Here is a 19,167-nt window from a genome sequence, read left to right as displayed (position 1 = left end):
AATTGATGATAGGCTCGAATTCCGTGGTGCAGCGATCAAATTCCCGTGTAAATTCCCGGTTCCCGGGCTCCTCCAAGACGACGAAGCACATCTTTGTCACCGGCGGTGTGGCGTCCTCGCTTGGTAAGGGACTGACGGCGTCCAGCCTTGGTCACCTGCTCCGGGCACGCGGCCTGTCCGTGACAATGCAGAAGCTCGATCCCTACCTGAACGTGGATCCGGGCACAATGAACCCCTTCCAGCACGGCGAGGTCTTCGTCACAGACGACGGCGCCGAAACGGACCTGGACATCGGGCACTACGAGCGCTTCCTTGATGAAAACCTCGAGGGGTCCGCGAACGTCACCACCGGCCAGGTGTACTCCACGGTGATTGCCAAGGAACGCCGCGGCGAGTACCTGGGGGACACCGTCCAGGTCATCCCGCACATCACGGATGAGATCAAGCGCCGCATGCGTTTGCCCGCCGAGGGCAAGAACGCCCCGGACGTCATCATCACCGAAATCGGCGGCACCGTTGGCGACATCGAATCCCAGCCGTTCCTCGAATCGGCCCGCCAGGTCCGCCAGGACATCGGCCGCGGAAACGTGTTCTTCCTGCACGTCTCCCTGGTGCCGTACATTGGCCCCTCGCAGGAGCTGAAGACCAAGCCCACCCAGCACTCCGTGGCCGCGCTGCGGTCCATCGGCATCCAGCCCGAGGCGATCGTGATCCGTTCGGACCGTGAAGTGCCGGAGGCCATGCGGGAGAAGATCGGCCGCATGTGTGACGTCGATATCGACGCCGTAGTGAACGCCGCGGACGCCCCCAGCATCTACGACATCCCCAAGACCCTGCACGGACAGGGCCTTGACTCCTACATCGTCCGGGCCCTTGACCTGCCCTTCAAAGACGTTGACTGGACCAGCTGGGACAAGCTGCTTGAAGCCGTCCACAACCCCAAGCACCACGTCGAGATTGCCCTGGTGGGCAAGTACATCGACCTGCCTGACGCCTACCTCTCGGTCACCGAAGCGCTGCGTGCCGGCGGCTTCGCCAACGAGGCCAAGGTCAAGATCCGCTGGGTCCCGTCCGACGAATGCGAGACCCTCGAAGGCGCCGTCAAGGCCCTCGACGGCGTGGACGCCATCTGCGTTCCCGGCGGCTTCGGCATCCGTGGACTCGAAGGCAAGCTCGGCGCCCTGAAGTTTGCCCGCGAAACCAAGCTGCCCGTGCTGGGCCTGTGCCTCGGCCTGCAGTGCATGGTGATCGAGTACGCCCGCAACGTGGTGGGCCTGGAGGGTGCCTCCTCCAGCGAATTCGAGCCGGACTCCAAGTACCCGGTGATCGCCACCATGGAGGAGCAGCTGGAGTACGTGGAAGGCCGCGGCGACCTGGGCGGCACCATGCGCCTTGGACTGTACGAAGCCAAACTGGATGAAGGCTCGGTCATCGCCGGAACCTACGGCAAGACCACCGTGAGCGAACGCCACCGGCACCGCTACGAGGTGAACAACAAGTACCGCCAGCAGATCGCGGACAAGGGCCTGGTCTTCTCCGGCACTTCCCCGGACGGCAAGCTGGTGGAATTCGTTGAGCTGCCCGCCGACGTGCACCCGTACTACGTGGCCACGCAGGCCCACCCCGAGCTGAGCTCGCGGCCCACCCGCCCGCACCCGCTGTTCGCCGGCCTGGTCAAGGCTGCACTTGACCACCAGAACGCAGGCCACCGGAACGCGGGCGGCCAGGATGCAGGCCAGGAGGGCGTTGCCGACACGGCTGTGCCCCCGGCCGGCGAACATGCGGCATCGGGTACCGTTACCGCTAAGTAGTCGATAGAACACACAAAGGACGGCGCGATGCCTGGTACACCTGAAGCCACCCCTGCCAAACAGGTTTCGGATGCACCAAGCCCGCGCCGTCTTTTGTCAACGGAGAAGGTCTACCAGGGCAGGATCTGGGATGTCGTCAGCGACACCTTCCAGCTCTCGGACGCCGGGGACGCCCTCACCCGCGATTACATCGACCATCCCGGCGCCGTAGCCGTCCTGCCCATGAACGCCGAGGGCCAGGTCCTGCTGTTGAAGCAGTACCGGCACCCCGTGGGCATGGACCTCTGGGAGGTTCCGGCGGGCCTGCTGGATGTTGAAGGCGAAGACTTCGTAGTGGGGGCGGCGCGCGAACTGGCCGAGGAAGCGGACCTTGCTGCCGGGACCTGGAACGTCCTGGCGGATGTCTTCAATTCCCCGGGATCCTCCAGCGAGGCCATCCGTATCTACCTGGCCCGTGACCTCACCGAAGTGCCGCACCACGAACGCCACGAACGGACGGACGAGGAGGCGGAGATCGAGTTCCACTGGATTGGCCTGGATGATGCCGTGGCGTCCGTCCTGGCCGGACGCCTGCACAACCCGTCCGCCGTCGTCGGGATCCTGGCTGCCGCTGCCGCCCGCGCCAACGACTATGAAGGCCTCCGCCCCGCCGACGCCCCCTGGCCCGCCCACCCCAGCCAGCGCTGATGGCGCCTCCTTCGGCTGAAGCAGCGCCGGCGGTCGAACCGGGCCCGGCGGAGGCTGCCGCTGCCCCGGCACCTGTACCTTCCGCCATCGACCGTGCAATTACCGACTACCTCCAGCACATGGGTGTGGAACGGGGACTGGCAGCGAATACCTTGGCAGCCTACCGCCGGGACCTGGCCCGCTACGCCCGGTATGTTGCCGCAGCCGGCTGCGGCCGGCCGGAGGACATCACCCGGCACCACGTCACGGGTTACGTCCGCGCCCTGTCGGACGGTTCCGACGGCGGTTCCACCCTGGGGGTCCGGTCCGCGGCCCGGACGGTGGTGGCGGTCCGTGGCCTGCACAAGTTCTGGGCTCTCGAAGGTTATACGCCGGCCGATCCAGCCCGCGACGTCCACCCACCCATGGCAGGTAAACGGCTGCCCAAGGCCATCAGCGTTGACGAAGTGACCCGCATCCTGGAGGCGGCAGGAACGGATACGGCCGCCGGACTGCGGGACCGCGCCCTGCTTGAATTCCTTTACTCCACGGGAGCCAGGATCAGCGAAGCGGTGGGACTGGACGTTGATGACATCTCTCTTGCCGGGCCGGAATCCGGGCCTGCCATTGTCCGGCTGTTCGGCAAGGGGTCGAAGGAGCGGCTGGTGCCGCTGGGCTCCTACGGGGCCCGGGCGCTGGACGCCTACCTGGTCCGCGGCCGGCCGCTGCTTGCTGCCAAGGGCAAGGGCACGCCTGCGCTGTTCCTGAATGCCCGCGGCGGCCGGATCAGCCGGCAGAGCGCCTGGACCATCCTCAAGGCGGCGGCGGAGAAGGCCAACATCACCCGGGACGTCTCACCGCACACGCTGCGGCATTCCTTCGCCACCCACCTGCTCGAAGGCGGCGCGGACGTCAGGGTGGTGCAGGAACTTTTGGGCCACGCATCGGTGACCACAACCCAGGTGTACACGCTGGTCACGGCTGATACGCTCCGGGAAATCTACGCGGCCGCTCATCCCCGCGCGCTGGGCTGACGTTCCGCCAGGCAGGGCACGTCCGGCCGCCAGGGTCGCGCGGACAGCTAGAACATGGCCTCGATGGTCAGTTCCACGGGCCCCAGCAGGAAAGCCAGCACAGAAGTTCCCATGCAGGCGACCAACATCAGTCCGGGATGTGCCAGGCCGATCACCACCCGGCGCAGCCGTGGCCGGCCGCGGAGGAAGGATTTCGGTACGCGGGAGAGCGTGGGCACCTGCCGCCAGCCGCGAAGCCGCCGAAGGAACCAGGCGCACCGGGCGACAAACGCCAACCACAGGACGGCTACCACCAGCGGCACCAGGGCCGCCATCAGGGTGAAGCCCAGAGCCGTCACCTCGCGCTCTGAGTCTCCCGCCACCGCTTGGACAGTGGTTGAGATGGACGCACTCAACACCACCGAGATGGCCCAGACCATGAAGGCCGCAACAAGTGCCAGGAACCGCACGAAGAACAGGCCCAAAACCGACTCCCGGCGGCTTTCACCTGCTGCCGGGGAGTCACGTGGAGAACGGCCAGGGTGCTGAGCAGCGTGGGCAGGGCCGCTGCTGCCACCAGCAGGTACCACGTCCAACCAGCCAGGTTCACGAACTCATCTGCAAGAATGAGCGCTGTCCAGACACAGGCCCAGGCCCAGCCCCAATACAAAGGGTTGCGCACCAGCCACCCCGGCAGGCGGGTGTCAATGGCCGAAATCCTGGCGGGCCGTATTCCGTGTCCTGTTTCGGGAGTCACACCTAGAGCTTGGCATATCCGGCGTCCCTTGGCGCTTCCCCGATGACAACTCCCGGACCCCATAGGCTTGAAGGCATGACCACAGCCTCTGTGACCCTTTGCTTCCTGCTCCGTGACGGGCCGGGCGGCCCCGAGGTACTCCTCGGGCTGAAACAGACCGGGTTCGGCAGGGGCAAGATCGTGGGCATCGGCGGCCACGTGGAACCGGGGGAGTCGGACGCGCAGGCCGTCATCCGGGAGGTCCTGGAAGAGACCGGTGTGGTGCTGCGGGTTGAGGACCTGGCGGACGCCGGATCGGTCCACTTCGTCTTTCCGGCCCGCCCGGAATGGAATATGCGGACCACCCTCTTTACCGCCCGGACCTGGCAGGGCGAGCCGGCACCCAGCGACGAGATCCTGCCCGAGTGGTTCCGGGTGGATACGCTGCCCGTGGACCGCATGTGGCAGGACGCCGACCACTGGCTCCCGGTGGTTCTGGAAGGCCGAAGGATCAACGTGGTGGTCACTATGCACACAGACAACGAATCAGTCGCCTCATCCGAGAGCCTGCTGGACTGAGCAGGCAATTAACGGCCGACGGCGGCCCGGGCACCTGGGTGCCGGGCCGCCGTCGGACGTTCCTGCCAGGAGTCAGGGGAGGTGCCGCTCCTCCGGACCGATGTACTCGCTCAGCGGCCTGATCAGGGAGTTCGCGTCCAGTTGCTCCATGATGTGGGCGGTCCAGCCTGTGATCCGGCTGGCCACGAACAGGGGAGTGAATGTGGGCGTATCAAAGCCCATCAGGTGGTACGTGGGCCCGGCCGGGTAGTCGAGGTTCGGCTTGATGGCCTTGGCTTCGTCCATGGCCTGCTCGAGCCCGTTGTACAGCCCCAGCAGTTCCGGCCGGCCGTAGTGGGCGATCATCTTGTCCAGTGCGGCTTTCATGGTGGGGACCCGGGAGTCGCCGTGCTTGTAGACACGGTGGCCGAAGCCCATCACCTTCTTCTTCTGCGCCAGGGCGTCTTCCATCCATGCCTTGGCCCGGGCCGCTGCTTCCTCCAGGGACTCCTCCTGCCGGATGCCGATCTCGTCGAAGGTGTGCATGACGGCTTCGTTGGCGCCGCCGTGCAGCGGACCCTTGAGGGCGCCGATGGCACCGGTCACGGCTGAATGCAGGTCCGAGAGCGTCGAGGTGATCACACGGGCGGTGAATGTGGAGGCGTTGAAGGAGTGCTCGGCGTAAAGAATCATCGAGACGTTGAAGGCATCCACCACCTCCGGCACCTGCTCCTCGCCGAAGGCCATCCACAGGAAGTTGGCCGAGTAGCCAAGGTCTTCGCGGGGCTCCACCACATCCTGCCCGTGGCGGCGGCGCTGGTCGTAGGCCACCACCGCGGGCATGGCGGCGAACAGGTCCACGGCCTTGGCCATGTTGGCTTCCCGGGAGGAATCCCCGGTCAGGGGATGCCGTGCCCCCATAACGGAAGCAGCAGTCCTGCAGACGTCCATCGGGTGCGAAGTGACCGGAAGGGTATCGATCACCTGCTTCACCACCGGATCGAGGGCGCGGCCGGCGCGTTCCTTCGCGCTGAACTCGGCAAGCTGGTCCTTGGTGGGCAGTTCACCGTTCCACAGCAGGTACGCCACTTCCTCGAAGCTGCACCGCGCTGCCAGTTCCTGGACAGGGTAGCCGCGGTAGAGCAGGGAGTTGGTGTCCGGATTGACCTTGGAAACGGCGGTGTAGTCCACCACCACGCCGGCAAGGCCTTTTTTGATCTCATTTTCAGCCATGCTGAAACTCCTTTGTTCCTAAAGCCTGTTCGTCCGGCGGAGGCCGGCCTTCCGATTGGGTGTCAGGTGCCGGGTGTCATGTTCCGGGAATCTGGAAATTGAACACGCCGGTGTCGAAGCGGTTGTAGGCCTCGTAGTCAACGAGGTCGTAGAGCCGGGCACGGGTCAGCATGTTTGGAACCTGCGCCTCCTGGGTGCCGTCGGATTTGATCGATTCCAGAGTACGCTCAGCAGCCCCCATGGCACTACGGAGCAGCGTCACCGGATAGATCACCATGTTGACGCCGACGCCGGCCAGTTCATCCACGGTGAAGAGGTCGCTCTTGCCGAACTCGGTCATGTTGGCCAGGATCGGCACGTCCACCGCGTCGCGGATGGCCTTGAACTCGCCCAGGTCCTTCATGGCTTCGGGGAAAATTGCGTCGGCGCCGGCTTCGACGAGGGCTCTGGCGCGCTGCTGTGCGGCTTCCACCCCCTCGGTGGCGCGGATGTCGGTGCGGGCCATGATCAGGAAGTTCGGGTCCCGCCGGGCGTCGGCCGCGGCCCTGATGCGTTTGGTGGCGGTGTCCTGGTCCACCACGTTCTTGCCGTCCAGGTGGCCGCAGCGCTTCGGGTTGAACTGGTCCTCGATATGGCAGCCGGCCAGGCCTGCGTTCTCGAGTTCCTGGACGGTGCGTGCCACGTTCATGGGCTCCCCGAAGCCGGTGTCCGCGTCAACGATCGAGGGCAGGTCAGTCATCCGCGCGATCTGCCCGGCCCGGGTGGCTACCTCGGTCAGGGTGGTCAGGCCGATGTCCGGCAGGCCGAGGTCGTTGGCGAGGACGGCGCCGGAGATGTACACCCCGGCGAAGCCCTTTTCCTCGATCAGCCGGGCGGAGAGCGGGTTGAACGCGCCGGGGAACTGCTGGATGGTCCCGGAGGCCAGCAGATCCCGGAAGCGGACCCGCTTCTGTTCCGGGGTGGTCTTTGAGTACAGCATCTAGAACAGTCCCTTCGGTGCCGCCGCGAGGTCGATGACGCCGGGAGCGGCGGTGATGTTCAGCTGGTCCAGCTCACCGGCGGCGAGCTGTGGGAGGCGTTCGACGGCGGTGAGGAACCTTTCGATCTCAGCCTCCTCCACGAGCCCGGCGGCGAGGGTGCGGAACTTGTTGATGTACTGTTCCCGGGCGAAGGGGCGGGCGCCGAGCGGGTGGGCGTCGGCAACGGCGATCTGGTCGGTGATGACGGTGCCGTCCTTGAGCGTGATCTCCACCGAGCCGCCGAAAGCCTTCTCTGCGATGTCCAGGGAGTGGTAGCGGCGGGTCCATTCGGGATCTTCCACCGTGCTGACTTTGTGCCACAGTTCCACGGTGTCCGGACGGGCGGCGCGTTGCGGTGCGTAGGAGTCCACGTGGTGCCAGGCCCCGTCCTGCAGGGCCACGGTGAAGATGTACGGGATGGAGTGGTCCAGGGTTTCCCTGGACGCGGTGGGGCTGTATTTCTGGGGGTCGTTGGCGCCGGAGCCGATCACGTAGTGCGTGTGGTGGCTGGTCTTGATCAGCACTGACTCGACGTTGGCCGGATCGGTGACCTCGGGGTGTTCGCGGTGCAGCTTGCGGGCAAGGTCGATCCACGCCTGGGCCTGGTACTCCGCGGAATGTTCCTTGGTGTAGGTGTCCAGGATGGCGCGCTTGGCTTCACCCGGGGTGGGAAGCGGGACCATGTAGGAGGCGTCCGGGCCATCGAGCATCCAGGCGATGACGCCGTCTTCGCCTTCGTAGATGGGCACGGGGGAGGTCTGGCCGCGCATGGCCCGGTCGGCGGATTCGATGGCCATCTTGCCGGCAAAGGCCGGGGCGTGGGCCTTCCAGGTGGAGATCTCGCCCTTGCGGGACTGCCGGGTGGCGGTGGTGGTGTGCAGCGCCTGGCCCACTGACTGGAAGATGGTCTCCACATCGAGGCCAAGCAGGGTGCCGATCCCGGCCGCGGCCGAGGGGCCGAGGTGGGCCACGTGGTCGATCTTGTGCTTGTGCAGGCAGATGGCCTTGACCAGGTTGACCTGGATCTCGTACCCGGTGGCGATGCCCCGGATCAGGTCGTGGCCGCTGGCGCCAACGTGCTGGGCGACGGCGAGGATCGGCGGGATGTTGTCCCCGGGGTGGGAGTAGTCGGCCGCGAGGAAGGTGTCGTGGTAGTCCAGTTCCCGGACAGCCACCCCATTGGCCCAGGCTGCCCACTCCGGGGACACGCGGTCCTCGATGCCGAAGACCTTGGACCCCTTGCCGCCGGTGCTGGGGCCGTGGGTGAGCGCCTGGGCACGGGCGGCGACGATCGGCGCGCGGTTCAGGGAAGCGATCGCCACCGAGGCGTTGTCGATGACGCGGTTGATCACCATAGCGGTCACGTCGTCAGACACAGCCACCGGGTCCGCGGCGACCTGGGCGATTTTGTAGGCCAGCTGGTCCTCGCGGGGCAGGTTTTCTTCGCTTTTATAGACGCGGACGTGGTGTTCCTTAACCATGGTGCTCCTTCGGGTGGGATGCGTGGGTTGCTTTGACGTGGGAGAGGCTTCGGTGCAGGTGGACGATGGTGGCCGCCTCGGCGAGCCTGGGGTTGCCGGCCGCGATCGCCTCCGCGATGGCGGCATGCTCGGCGGCTGCGGCAGTGAGCCGGCAGGCATCGTCGGCGGCAAGCCGGCGGATCCGGACCAGGTGAACGCGCAGGCTGCGCATGGCCTGGGCCAGGTAGGAGTTGGAGATGGCGGCGTCGATTGCTGTGTCCAGCCGGCCCACCAGTTCGTAGTAGTCATGCAGGGCCGGCTCGTCACCGCCAATCAATGCGGGAGCCTCGAGCAGTTCGCGCTGCAGGCGCTCGAACGTCGCAGCCTCGCCGCGCCGCGCAGCCAGTGCCGCCGCCCTGCCCTCAAGGGTTTCGCGGAGTTCGAACAGTTCGTCAATGTCCTCAAGGGAGATGTCGGTGACGACGACGCCGCGGCCGCCTGCCGTCGTGAGGCCTTCCGCCGTAAGGCGCCCCAAGGCTTCCCGCAGCGGTGTGCGCGAGACGCCCAGACGCTCGGACTGTTCCACCTCGGCAAGGACCGTACCCGGCGCCAGGCGCCATTCGATGATGTCATCGCGCAGGGCGGCATAGGCCTTGTCGCTGGCGCGCATGCTCGTCTCCTTCCTCGGCTGACTGCATCAGTGTATACACAACTGGGCTCAAAAGACTGGACCTTTGAGAAAATATGCCAGAAATTGACTTCCTTGTATACAGCGACCCTTGTGGTGGTTAACTCCGCCAGCTAGCATGAGCTGCATCACAACGTCGTGGACGGGATTACGTTATGGTCACCACCGGCTATCGGGACAGTTACCGGCGCAGCATCGAAGAGCCCGACGACTTTTGGCTGGAGGCCGCGGGAAACATCGCCTGGAGCTCTCCTCCGGCGCAGGCGCTGGACTCCACGCGGGCACCGCTCTACAGCTGGTTTCCCGACGGCACACTGAATACCTGCTACAACGCCCTTGACCGGCATATCGCCGAAGGCCGCGGGGAGCAGGTGGCCCTGATCCATGACTCGGCCATGCTGGGAACCCGGCACCGCTACACGTATGCCCAGCTCACGGACGCCGTGGCGCGCTTTGCCGGTGTGCTGCGCGGCCATGGCGTGGGAAAGGGGCACCGCGTGGTGATTTACATGCCAATGATCCCGGAAGCCGCTATCGCCATGCTGGCGTCGGCCCGGCTGGGCGCGGTCCATTCCGTGGTCTTCGGCGGCTTTGCGCCCAAGGAGCTCGCGGCCCGGATCCGGGACGCCGCACCCACGGCGGTGGTGACCGCTTCGGGCGGGATCGAACCCGCCCGCCGCATTGAGTATCTGCCGGCCGTCGCGGAGGCGCTGGAACTGGCGGGCACGCCGGACCTTCCCGTATTGGTCAAGGAGCGCGACGGATTCGCGTCCAAGGCTGCGGACCATGCGGGCTGGCTGGACTGGGACACGGAAATGGCTTCCGCAGAGCCTGCCGCTCCCGTTGAGGTGAAGGCCACCGATCCGCTCTACATCCTCTACACATCCGGAACCACCGGCACGCCAAAGGGAGTGGTGCGGGACAACGGCGGTCACGCCGTCGCCCTGCGCTGGACCCTGGAGAACATTTACGACGTCGGTCCGGGCGACGTGATGTGGACCGCGTCAGACGTAGGCTGGGTAGTGGGGCACTCCTACATTGTCTATGGCCCGCTGCTGGCCGGCGCCACCACGGTGATGTACGAGGGCAAGCCCGTAGGCACCCCGGATGCCGGCGCATTCTGGCGCGTGGTCCGGGACCACAGGGTCAATGTGCTCTTCACTGCGCCCACGGCACTCCGGGCCATCCGCAAGGCGGATCCGGCGGCGTCGCTGCTGCGGAAGTACGACATCTCCAGCCTGCGGACCCTGTTCACTGCCGGCGAGAGGCTGGACACGGACACTTTCCATTGGGCATCACGGGCCCTCGGCGTGCCGGTGGTGGACCACTGGTGGCAGACCGAGACCGGGTGGGCCATTTGTGCCAACCCGCGTGGCCTGGAGCAGTTGCCCATCAAGGCCGGCTCCCCGAGCGTGCCCATGCCCGGGTTCCGGCTGCAGATCCTCGACGGCGCAGGCGGAGAGGTGGAACCCGGCACCGAGGGCAACATCGTGCTTGGACTGCCGCTGCCGCCGGGCACCCTCACAACGCTGTGGCAAAATGATGAGCGCTACATCTCTTCCTACCTTCAGGCTTTCGAGGGCTGCTACGCCACCGGCGATTCGGGTTACCAGGACCGGGACGGGTACATCTTTGTCATGGGCCGTACGGACGACATCATCAATGTTGCCGGCCACAGGCTCTCAACCGGCGCCATGGAACAGGTGATCGGCCAGCATCCGGCCGTTGCGGAGTGCGCCGTGATCGGCCTCGCCGACCCCGTGAAGGGCCAGCGTCCCAGCGGCTACGTCGTGCTCAAAACCGGGGTGGACATCGCCGAAGACGTCCTGGCCAAGGATCTAGTGGCACTGGTCCGGCGGGACATTGGTGCGGTTGCGGACTTCAAACAGGTGACAGTGGTGGATGCACTGCCCAAGACCCGTTCGGGGAAGATCCTCCGCAAGACCATGCGCCAGATAGCGGACGGCGAGGAGTACACCGTTCCGTCCACCATCGAGGATCCAGGCGTCATCGATCAATTGATCGGAGCACTCCGGGCGGGGGAGGCGGAGGCTGGCTGAGGCGCATGGCCGGGGCGCGCACGTCCAACCCCGAGCGGCTCAGCGGGTGTTCCAGCGGTATTCGTTCTCCGGCCTGCCGGGGGTGCCGTAGCGGGCGGTCCGGGAAACTGTTCCCGCATCGGCCAGGTACTCAAGGTAGCGCCGAGCCGTCACGCGCGACATCCCCAGGGCGTCCATGACCTCCGTGGCGGACACTGCTTCGGGCTGCCCCCGGAGGAACTCCTGGACGGATCCGAGCGTCGAGGTTGAGAGTCCCTTGGGCAGCGGGAGTTCGGATGGCGCCCGGAGGCTGGCAAAGGCCTGGTCCACTTCGCTTTGCGAGGCGCCCCCCTTGCCGGGGCCACCGCCGGAACCGGCCAACTGCTGCCGGAACTGGCGGTAATTTTCCAGCTTGTCGGAGAACGTGGCGAACGTGAAGGGCTTGATCAGGTACTGGACCACGCCGATTGCCACGGCGCTGCGGACGATCGCCAGTTCGCGCACGGCGGTGATCGCAATGATGTCCGCCAGGATCCCCGCCGAACGCATCCGGCGGGCGATGTCCAGGCCGTGCAGGTCGGGCAGGTTCATGTCCAGCAGGACCAGTTCAACGGGCTCTCCCGCGGCCACGAATTCGTTCAGCAGCCGCAGGGCCGACTGGCCGTCGGGGGCTGTCCCGGCGAGCTCGAATCCTTCCAGCCTCCCCACGTAGGCCGCGTGCGCTGCCGAAGCGATGGCCTCATCTTCGACGACGAGGACCCGGATGTTGCTCACTGTCTGTGCTCCTTCTCCGCGGACACCGCTGCAGGCAGGAATACTTCGAACTTGGCGCCGCGCCGGCCGTTGATGGCCAGCGTACCGCCCAAACGCTGCACCGCCTGCCGCACCAGGGCCAGGCCGATGCCCCGGCCCCCGGCCCCCGCAGGCTTGGTGCTGAATCCGTGCCTGAAGATCTTTTCCGCATCGGTGGGGTCGATGGGCGTTCCGGAATCGTTGACGGCGATGTCCAGGCCTTCTTCATCGGCCTCCAGCGTCAGCACCACCCTCCGCGGAGGGGGTGCATCGGCGGCGGCATCGATGGCATTGTCCAGCAGGTTGCCCAGGATCGTCACCAGGTCCTGGACGGCCACCCCGGGTGCCGTGCCGGAGCCCAGGGTGGAGAGATCCAGCTGGACGCCGCGTTCGTGGGCCTCGGCCACCTTTCCCATGAGCAGGGCGCCCACCACCGGTTCATCGATCGAACTCACCATGTCATCTGTCAGCTGCTGGCTCAGGGCCAGGTCCTGGGTTGCAAAGTCCAGGGCTTCCCTGGTCCGGCCGAGTTCCAGGAGCGAAACCAAGGTGTGCAGCCGGTTGGCGTGCTCGTGGGTCTGGGCGCGCAGCGCGTCGGAAAGGGTGCGCATGGTCTGCAGTTCGTTGCCCAGCGCTTCGATTTCTGTCCGGTCCCTGAGGGTGGCCACGGTCCCGTAGACGGGGACCTTCCCGCGGGTGCCCCGGGCCTCGGGACCCCGGGCCGGCCCCTGGTTGACCACCAGCACGCGGGAGCCGGTCAGGACCATCTCGTCCTTGGTGGTCCGCCCGGACTCGAACAGGCTGCGCAGTTCGTCGTCCAGGGGAAGGTCTGCCAGCGATGGGGGCCGGGTGGGGTCATTGTTGCCGGTGTCGGCCAGGCCCAGCAGCTCGGCAGCCTGGTCGTTGTACATCACCACGCGCTTCCGGGCATCGATCAGGATCAGCCCTTCCCGGACCGAGTGCAGCACCGACTCGTAGTAGGCGAACAGCTGTGCCAGCTGTTCGGGACCCCAGCCCCGGGTAACCCGCCGCAGGTACCTGCCCAGCAGCCACGACGCCAGTGAACCGCCCACCAGGAGGGCCATGCCGACGGCCAGCAGGACGGGAAGGCGCCCGGCAAAGGCGATATCGACGCTGCGGACGGTAACACCCACCGCTACGAGGGCCTTGACTGTCCCCGCAGAATCCTTGACCGGAACAATGGTCCGCACCGACGGGCCCAGCGTACCTGCCGTCACTTCGGTGTAGGTGTGGCCGCGGAGTGCTTCATCGATGGAGCCGATGTAGGGCCGGCCCAGCTCCTCGTCCCGCGGGTGGGTCCAGCGGGTACGGTCCGGCGCCATGATCGTGATGAAGTCCACGTGGGCCGCGGTGGTGACGTCTTTGGCATACGGCTGCAGGACGGCGGACGGGTCCGGCGTGGCAGCAGCCTGGAGCACCAGGGGATTGGCGGCGATGGAGGCAGCCACGCCTTCCATCCGGCGGCCCGCTTCGTCATACGTCCGGTCCCGCGCGTCCACGTAGGCGGCCGTTCCCACGATGGCGATAAACGACACGACGATCAGCAGGTTCGCCAGGAAGAGCCGGCGGGCGATACTCCAGCGGTGGATCATGCCTGCCTCCCTTGGACCCTGCCGATACCGCGACCAATATGAACGCAACGGTGAGCTGGATCACGGGGTGCCCAATGATGGATATCACATTGGACGGACGTGTTGAGCCCAGAGACTGCGCCGCAACGTCTATCAGAATATCCACAAGGAGACACATCATGGCTTCTCAACGAGGAGAGTCGCTCGAGACCGCGACCCCGCGGCGCAAGGGACTGGACAAGTCCCACTACCTCTACATCGCAGTTATCGCCGCCGTCGTCCTCGGCGCGGTGGTGGGCCTGCTGTTCCCGGAGGTGGGCAAGTCCCTCAAGCCCCTGGGCGACGGCTTCGTCAAGCTCATCAAGATGATGATCGCACCGGTCATTTTCTGCACCATCGTCCTGGGCATCGGCTCCATCGCCAAGGCAGCCACCGTCGGCAAGGTCGGCGGCCTGGCACTGGGCTACTTCATCATCATGTCAACCTTCGCCCTGGCCATCGGCCTGGTGGTAGGCAACATCATCCACCCCGGCGAGGGCCTGAAGCTGACGCCGTACGACCCCAACAAGAAGGCGGCGACCGACAGCACCGTGGACTTCCTGCTGGGCATCATCCCCAGTGACGTCCCCGTGCTGCCCACCCTGCTGGCAGCCATCCTGGTTGGCTTCGCGCTGCAGAAGATGGGCGCCCAGGGTGCCCCGATCCTCAAGGCTGTCGGCTACGGCCAGGCACTGGTGTTCCGCATCCTCATCATGATCATGTGGCTCGCTCCGGTAGGTGCCTTCGGTGCCATCGCCGCCGTCGTGGGCGCAACCGGCGTGCAGGCCATCGTCAGCATGTTCACCCTGATGATCGCCTTCTACATCACCTGCGCACTGTTCATCGTGGTGATCCTGGGCGGCCTGCTCCAGGTGGTTGCCGGCGTCAACATCTTCAAGCTGATGAAGTACCTGGCCCGTGAGTACCTCATCATCTTCTCCACGTCGTCCTCGGAAGCGGCACTGCCGCGGCTGATCGCCAAGATGGAACACCTCGGCGTCTCCAAGCCGGTCGTCGGCGTCACCGTTCCCACCGGCTACTCCTTCAACCTGGACGGAACCGCCATCTACCTGACCATGGCGTCCCTGTTCGTGGCCAACGCCATGGGCACCCCGCTGGACCTCGGCGCCCAGATCTCCCTGCTGGTGTTCATGATCATCGCCTCCAAGGGTGCCGCCGGTGTGACCGGTGCCGGCCTTGCAACCCTCGCGGCCGGCCTGCAGGCACACAAGCCCGAACTGCTCGGCGGCGTGGGCATGATCGTCGGCATCGACCGGTTCATGTCCGAGGCCCGCGCCCTGACCAACTTCACGGGCAACGCGGTGGCCACCGTCCTGATCGGCACCTGGGTCAAGGAGATCGACGGCGGCCAGGTTGGCCGGGTGCTGTCCGGCGAAGAACCTTTCGACGAGGCAACCATGATGGTCCACCATCACGGCGAAATGGCACCCAAGGAAGAGGGCGCCCGCGAGGCTGCCAAGGCCTAGCCACCGCCAGGACACCCCACGAGACCGCCCCCGCAGCCATGCTGCGGGGGCGGTCCTGCATTCCCCGGCAGCGTTCCCCGGCAGAGCAACCTTCGACCTCAGCTAGAGGGTCAAGGCTCAACATTCGCGGAAAGTCAAGTTCCGTCGAATGCCGTGTCGGGCGCTGTAACCTAGGGAGCAGAACGAACGGCGCTGGTGAGCCAGCGGCAGGAAATCACCGTCATCGAAAGTGTGGACAGATACGTGAGCAGCGAACAGGGTTCAGCAACTCTGGAGGGCACGGAATTCGACCTGGAAAACGCGGTGATGGGGCCCACCGGGCGCCCATACCGGGAGTTCCCGGAACCCGCGCCGCTGTCCTCCCACGGTCCGGCCCGCGTCATCGCCATGGTCAACCAAAAGGGCGGCGTGGGGAAGACCACCTCCACCATCAACCTCGCCGCGGCGCTCGCCGAGTACGGCCGCCGCGTCCTCCTGGTGGACTTCGACCCCCAGGGCGCGCTCTCCGCCGGCCTTGGTGTCAACCCGCATGAGCTGGACCTCACGGTGTACAACGTCCTGATGGACCGCAAGGTGGATATCCGTGACGCCATCCACCACACGGGCGTCGAGAACGTCGACCTGCTGCCCGCCAACATCGACCTCTCCGCCGCGGAAGTCCAGCTGGTCAACGAGGTGGCGCGCGAACAGGTCCTGGACCGTGCGCTCAAGAAAGTCGAAGACGATTACGACGTCGTCCTCATCGACTGCCAGCCCTCCCTGGGCCTCCTGACCGTCAACGCCCTCACGGCAGCCCACGGCGTCATCATCCCGCTCATTTGCGAGTTCTTCGCCCTTCGCGCCGTGGCGCTGCTGGTCGAAACCATCGACAAGGTCCAGGACCGGCTGAACCCTCGCCTTCAGGTGGACGGCGTACTGGCCACCATGTACGACGCAAGGACACTGCACAGCCGCGAAGTGATCACCCGTCTGGTGGAGGCGTTCGGCGACAAGGTCTTCGAAACTGTCATCAAGCGCTCCATCAAGTTCGCAGACGCTACCGTGGCCGCGGAGCCCATCACCAGCTACGCCGGAAACCACGTGGGCGCCGACGCCTACCGCCGGCTGGCAAAGGAGCTGATCTCCCGCGGCGGCGCACCCTAACCACGCCGTGGCCGAATCCAAACCCGGCTTCGAGGTGCGGCTGGCCAACTTCACGGGTCCCTTCGACCTCCTTCTGGGGCTGATCGCCAAACACCAGCTGGACATTACAGAAGTGGCCATTGCCACCGTCACGGATGAGTTCATCAAGTACATCCGTAAACTGCAGCGGCTCGGTGAAGAGTGGGCCCTGGACGAGGCGAGCGAATTCCTGGTGATCGCCGCCACGCTGCTTGACCTCAAGGCGGCACGGCTCCTTCCCGCGGGTGAGGTGGAGGACGACGAGGACATCGCCCTTTTGGAGGCGCGGGACCTCCTCTTTGCCCGGCTGCTGCAGTACAAGGCTTTCAAGCAGGTGGCAGGAATCCTGGGCGAAACCCTGCACCAGGAAGGCCGGCGCTTTCCACGCCAGGTGGCCCTGGAGGAGCACTTCGCGTCGATGCTCCCTGAACTGGTGTGGAAACACACGCCGCAACAGTTCGCCGCGCTGGCCGAGGCCGCGCTCCGGCCCAAAGCGCCCGCCCAGCCGCCGCAAGTGGCACTCGGCCACCTGCATGGGAGCAACGTCAGCGTCAAGGAACAGGCCCGGATGATGGGGCTTCGCCTGCAACAGGAGTCGCCCCAGACCTTCCGTTCCCTGATTGCCGACGCCGATTCCACCCTGGTGGTGGTGGCCCGCTTCCTGGCGCTCCTGGAACTGTTCCGGGACCGGGCCGTGTCGTTCGATCAGCTGTCCCCGCTGTCCGAGCTTGCCATCCACTGGACAGCCGAAGGCCGCGACTGGTCGGCGGAAAACCTGAGCGAAGAGTATGAGGAGCAGGCGTGAATTCCAAGCCGCAGGACCTGGCCGTGGAAGGCGGGACAATGCTTGAGGACACAGGGAAGCCGGAGGACACGGCGCCACGGGAGGACGCGGACCACGGCCCGGACTTCGACGACCTCCCCGGCGGTGCCAAGGCTGCCCTCGAAGCGGTGCTCATGGTCCTGGACCAACCCGCCACGGAGGAAGAGCTGGCAGCCGGGGTAGGCCTGACGGTCACAGCGGTCCGCTCCCTGCTGGCAGAACTGCAGCGTGAGTATAACGGCTATACTGTTAAAGCCCCGGAGATCGAGGATGCCAGCCACACTGGCATTGGTTCCAGCCCCCGGGGTTTTGAATTGCGGAACATCGCCGGTGGCTGGCGGATCTACTCGCGCACGGAGTTTGCCGACATTGTCGGCAAATATGTGCTTGAGGGGCAGACCGCCAGGCTTACCCAGGCGGCGTTGGAAACGCTGGCAGTCATCGCGTACCGCCAGCCCGTTTCCCGGGCCCGGGTGTCTGCAATTCGCGGTGTCAATGTTGATTCCGTCGTACGGACGCTTGCCCAGCGCGGGCTGATCGAGGACGCGGGAACGGATCCCGAGTCCGGCGCAATCCTCTACCGGACCACCTCCTATTTCCTTGAACGGATGGGAATCAGTTCAGTGGAGGACCTGCCCCAGCTGTCGCCGCACCTTCCGGGACTCGACGGGATCGCAGAGTTCTACGACGCCGGGACCATGTAGGCAGGACCCTTCTGCCGGCAGCGGTCTCATGAGCAGTTTGTTTATCAGGTTTTCTATCAGGGCAGACGAAGTCTGCGCGGCTGGCTAGGGTTGTCCTTGGACATCTCTGCCGGCCAAAACACATTGAAGGACGGGTCATGACACAGGCGGGACGCCAGGGTTCACCACGTAACAGTTCGGGACGCGGCGGCAACGAGCGCAACAACTCCCAGCAGCGCAGCGCACAGGGCGGCGGCTTCAGCGGCGGTTCCCGCGGCGGAACAGCCAAGCGGGCAGCAGGATTCGGCGGGGACCGGCCCCACCGCGCCCCCAAGCCGCGCGAGGAACGCTTCATCGACCCCGATCTGGCGGGGGACCAGCAGGCACGGGCATCGGAGGGCGCCCGTGGCGCCAAGCCGTCGTCGCGCAAGCCCGCGGCACGCAAGCCCGGCGCCAAGAAAGCTCCCGGAACTCCCGGTGCCCTCAAGCCCAAGCCGCGTACCGGTGCACCCGGGACAGCCGCTTCCCGTGCATTCGGCAGCGAACGCTTCGGCCAGAACCTGGGTCCGGTCCGCAAGCCCGGCCGGAAGAAGGGCCCCCGCGGTAACGTTCCGCAGTCCGAACTCCATGATGCAGACGGCGTGCGCCTCCAGAAAGTAATGGCGTCCGCCGGAGTCGCATCCCGGCGCGTCTGCGAAGAAATGATCGCCGAGGGCCGCGTTGAGGTGGACGGCCGGGTGGTTACGGAACTCGGCATGCGCGTCGATCCCAAGACCGCCGTCATTCATGTTGACGGCTTGCGGATCCAGTTGGACGAGAACCTGGTCTACATGGTGTTCAACAAGCCCAAGGGCGTGGTGTCCACCATGGAGGATCCCGAGGGCCGGCCGTGCATCAGCGACTTCCTGAAGAGCAACAAGAACACCGGCGAACGCCTCTTCCATGTGGGAAGGCTCGACGTCGCCACCGAAGGCCTGCTGCTGCTGACCAACGACGGCGAACTCGCCAACAGGCTGACCCACCCGTCCTACGAGGTTCCCAAGACCTACCTGGTGCAGGTGCGCGGGCCGTTCCCGCAGGGCGTAGGCGCCCAGCTGAAAGCCGGCGTGGAACTGGAGGACGGGTTCGCGTCCGTTGACTCCTTCCGCCTGGTGGACTCCACCCCGGGCCACGTGCTGATCGAGGTTGTGCTCCACTCGGGTAAGAACCGGATTGTCCGCCGCCTCTTTGATGCTGTCGGCTTCCCGGTCCAGCGGCTGGTCCGCGTCAAGGTGGGCCCCATCGGACTCGGGGACCAGCGCCAGGGCAGCATCCGCAACCTGGGCAAGCAGGAAGTCGGCCACCTGCTGGCATCCGTAGGACTCTGA

17 protein-coding genes are annotated in these 19,167 nt (G+C 65.9%); 10 read left to right on the top strand and 7 right to left on the bottom strand.

Annotated elements, in window-relative coordinates:
- Nucleotides 1-5 precede the first annotated feature (5 nt).
- From pyrG to xerD, 3 genes are read left to right on the top strand one after another with little or no spacing between them, the layout of a single operon-like run.
- Nucleotides 6-1,811, top strand: a complete 1,806-nt coding sequence (gene pyrG, locus AC6JAM_RS00940; RefSeq protein WP_497933796.1) for a CTP synthase — start codon at nucleotides 6-8, stop codon at nucleotides 1,809-1,811.
- A 27-nt stretch (nucleotides 1,812-1,838) separates the two neighbouring features.
- Nucleotides 1,839-2,498 carry an NUDIX domain-containing protein gene (locus AC6JAM_RS00935; RefSeq protein WP_488314796.1) on the top strand — a complete coding sequence of 220 codons (660 nt, stop codon included), beginning with the start codon at nucleotides 1,839-1,841 and terminating at the stop codon, nucleotides 2,496-2,498.
- Nucleotides 2,498-3,511, top strand: coding sequence for a site-specific tyrosine recombinase XerD (xerD, locus tag AC6JAM_RS00930; protein ID WP_056389686.1), 1,014 nt, complete (start codon nucleotides 2,498-2,500; stop codon nucleotides 3,509-3,511). Before AC6JAM_RS00935 ends, xerD begins: the two co-directional genes overlap by 1 nt.
- Before the next feature lie 47 nt (nucleotides 3,512-3,558).
- Here the strand turns inward: xerD and AC6JAM_RS00925 are convergent, their stop codons facing one another.
- Nucleotides 3,559-3,975, bottom strand: a complete 417-nt coding sequence (locus AC6JAM_RS00925) for a hypothetical protein (RefSeq protein ID WP_018772010.1) — start codon at nucleotides 3,973-3,975, stop codon at nucleotides 3,559-3,561.
- A 347-nt stretch (nucleotides 3,976-4,322) separates the two neighbouring features.
- Here AC6JAM_RS00925 and AC6JAM_RS00920 point away from each other — a divergent pair, with 347 nt between their 5' ends.
- On the top strand, nucleotides 4,323-4,805 hold the full coding sequence (locus AC6JAM_RS00920; RefSeq protein WP_018772011.1) for an 8-oxo-dGTP diphosphatase: 483 nt from the start codon (nucleotides 4,323-4,325) through the stop codon (nucleotides 4,803-4,805).
- A 72-nt stretch (nucleotides 4,806-4,877) separates the two neighbouring features.
- On the opposite strand, the gene AC6JAM_RS00915 is transcribed toward AC6JAM_RS00920, so the two are convergent.
- The 4 genes from AC6JAM_RS00915 to AC6JAM_RS00900 form a co-directional block, all read right to left on the bottom strand.
- Nucleotides 4,878-6,017, bottom strand: coding sequence for a bifunctional 2-methylcitrate synthase/citrate synthase (locus AC6JAM_RS00915; protein WP_018772012.1), 1,140 nt, complete (start codon nucleotides 6,015-6,017; stop codon nucleotides 4,878-4,880).
- Between the two features lie 76 nt (nucleotides 6,018-6,093).
- A complete protein-coding gene (gene prpB, locus AC6JAM_RS00910) occupies nucleotides 6,094-6,996 on the bottom strand; it encodes a methylisocitrate lyase (RefSeq protein WP_497933792.1) in 903 nt (300 codons plus the stop codon).
- On the bottom strand, nucleotides 6,997-8,517 hold the full coding sequence (locus AC6JAM_RS00905; protein WP_223994707.1) for an MmgE/PrpD family protein: 1,521 nt from the start codon (nucleotides 8,515-8,517) through the stop codon (nucleotides 6,997-6,999).
- Nucleotides 8,510-9,166, bottom strand: a complete 657-nt coding sequence (locus AC6JAM_RS00900; protein ID WP_018772015.1) for a GntR family transcriptional regulator — start codon at nucleotides 9,164-9,166, stop codon at nucleotides 8,510-8,512. The genes AC6JAM_RS00905 and AC6JAM_RS00900 overlap by 8 nt, the downstream gene beginning before the upstream one ends.
- 173 nt (nucleotides 9,167-9,339) lie before the next feature.
- Here AC6JAM_RS00900 and AC6JAM_RS00895 point away from each other — a divergent pair, with 173 nt between their 5' ends.
- A complete protein-coding gene (locus tag AC6JAM_RS00895) occupies nucleotides 9,340-11,244 on the top strand; it encodes a propionyl-CoA synthetase (protein ID WP_497933790.1) in 1,905 nt (634 codons plus the stop codon).
- Nucleotides 11,245-11,283: 39 nt separating this feature from the next.
- On the opposite strand, the gene AC6JAM_RS00890 is transcribed toward AC6JAM_RS00895, so the two are convergent.
- Both AC6JAM_RS00890 and AC6JAM_RS00885 read right to left on the bottom strand, forming a co-directional pair.
- The gene (locus AC6JAM_RS00890) at nucleotides 11,284-11,997 is read right to left on the bottom strand and encodes a response regulator (RefSeq protein ID WP_018772017.1); all 714 of its coding nucleotides are present in this window, start codon (nucleotides 11,995-11,997) and stop codon (nucleotides 11,284-11,286) included.
- On the bottom strand, nucleotides 11,994-13,628 hold the full coding sequence (locus AC6JAM_RS00885) for a sensor histidine kinase (RefSeq protein ID WP_018772018.1): 1,635 nt from the start codon (nucleotides 13,626-13,628) through the stop codon (nucleotides 11,994-11,996). The genes AC6JAM_RS00890 and AC6JAM_RS00885 overlap by 4 nt, the downstream gene beginning before the upstream one ends.
- A gap of 158 nt (nucleotides 13,629-13,786) precedes the next feature.
- On the opposite strand from AC6JAM_RS00885, the gene AC6JAM_RS00880 reads away from it, so the two are divergent.
- The 5 genes from AC6JAM_RS00880 to AC6JAM_RS00860 all read left to right on the top strand — a co-directional run bounded on the left by AC6JAM_RS00880 (nucleotide 13,787) and on the right by AC6JAM_RS00860 (nucleotide 19,167).
- Nucleotides 13,787-15,133 (top strand): C4-dicarboxylate transporter DctA, encoded by a 1,347-nt coding sequence (locus AC6JAM_RS00880; protein WP_018772019.1) that lies wholly within the window; start codon nucleotides 13,787-13,789, stop codon nucleotides 15,131-15,133.
- 243 nt (nucleotides 15,134-15,376) lie between these two features.
- Nucleotides 15,377-16,276, top strand: a complete 900-nt coding sequence (locus AC6JAM_RS00875; RefSeq protein WP_026266195.1) for a ParA family protein — start codon at nucleotides 15,377-15,379, stop codon at nucleotides 16,274-16,276.
- 7 nt (nucleotides 16,277-16,283) lie between these two features.
- Nucleotides 16,284-17,099 carry a segregation and condensation protein A gene (locus AC6JAM_RS00870; protein ID WP_018772021.1) on the top strand — a complete coding sequence of 272 codons (816 nt, stop codon included), beginning with the start codon at nucleotides 16,284-16,286 and terminating at the stop codon, nucleotides 17,097-17,099.
- Nucleotides 17,096-17,821, top strand: a complete 726-nt coding sequence (gene scpB, locus AC6JAM_RS00865) for an SMC-Scp complex subunit ScpB (RefSeq protein ID WP_497933789.1) — start codon at nucleotides 17,096-17,098, stop codon at nucleotides 17,819-17,821. The genes AC6JAM_RS00870 and scpB overlap by 4 nt, the downstream gene beginning before the upstream one ends.
- Nucleotides 17,822-17,958: 137 nt before the next feature.
- Nucleotides 17,959-19,167 carry a pseudouridine synthase gene (locus AC6JAM_RS00860; RefSeq protein ID WP_497933788.1) on the top strand — a complete coding sequence of 403 codons (1,209 nt, stop codon included), beginning with the start codon at nucleotides 17,959-17,961 and terminating at the stop codon, nucleotides 19,165-19,167.

The organism is Arthrobacter sp. GmRoot5-12 (assembly GCF_059739365.1).
The sequence above is the reverse complement of the archived record's forward strand: the minus strand, read 5'-3'. Positions and strand labels throughout refer to the sequence as shown.

Bases quoted from the DNA above. Each gene is read 5' to 3' on its own strand.
- AC6JAM_RS00895 (WP_497933790.1), top strand. From the start codon at position 9,340: ATGGTCACCACCGGCTATCGGGACAGTTACCGGCGCAGCATCGAAGAG.
- pyrG (WP_497933796.1), top strand. From the start codon at position 6: ATGATAGGCTCGAATTCCGTGGTGCAGCGATCAAATTCCCGTGTAAAT.
- AC6JAM_RS00905 (WP_223994707.1), bottom strand. From the start codon at position 8,517: ATGGTTAAGGAACACCACGTCCGCGTCTATAAAAGCGAAGAAAACCTG.
- prpB (WP_497933792.1), bottom strand. From the start codon at position 6,996: ATGCTGTACTCAAAGACCACCCCGGAACAGAAGCGGGTCCGCTTCCGG.
- AC6JAM_RS00880 (WP_018772019.1), top strand. From the start codon at position 13,787: ATGGCTTCTCAACGAGGAGAGTCGCTCGAGACCGCGACCCCGCGGCGC.
- AC6JAM_RS00900 (WP_018772015.1), bottom strand. From the start codon at position 9,166: ATGCGCGCCAGCGACAAGGCCTATGCCGCCCTGCGCGATGACATCATC.
- AC6JAM_RS00860 (WP_497933788.1), top strand. From the start codon at position 17,959: ATGACACAGGCGGGACGCCAGGGTTCACCACGTAACAGTTCGGGACGC.
- AC6JAM_RS00920 (WP_018772011.1), top strand. From the start codon at position 4,323: ATGACCACAGCCTCTGTGACCCTTTGCTTCCTGCTCCGTGACGGGCCG.
- xerD (WP_056389686.1), top strand. From the start codon at position 2,498: ATGGCGCCTCCTTCGGCTGAAGCAGCGCCGGCGGTCGAACCGGGCCCG.
- AC6JAM_RS00935 (WP_488314796.1), top strand. From the start codon at position 1,839: ATGCCTGGTACACCTGAAGCCACCCCTGCCAAACAGGTTTCGGATGCA.
- AC6JAM_RS00885 (WP_018772018.1), bottom strand. From the start codon at position 13,628: ATGATCCACCGCTGGAGTATCGCCCGCCGGCTCTTCCTGGCGAACCTG.
- AC6JAM_RS00915 (WP_018772012.1), bottom strand. From the start codon at position 6,017: ATGGCTGAAAATGAGATCAAAAAAGGCCTTGCCGGCGTGGTGGTGGAC.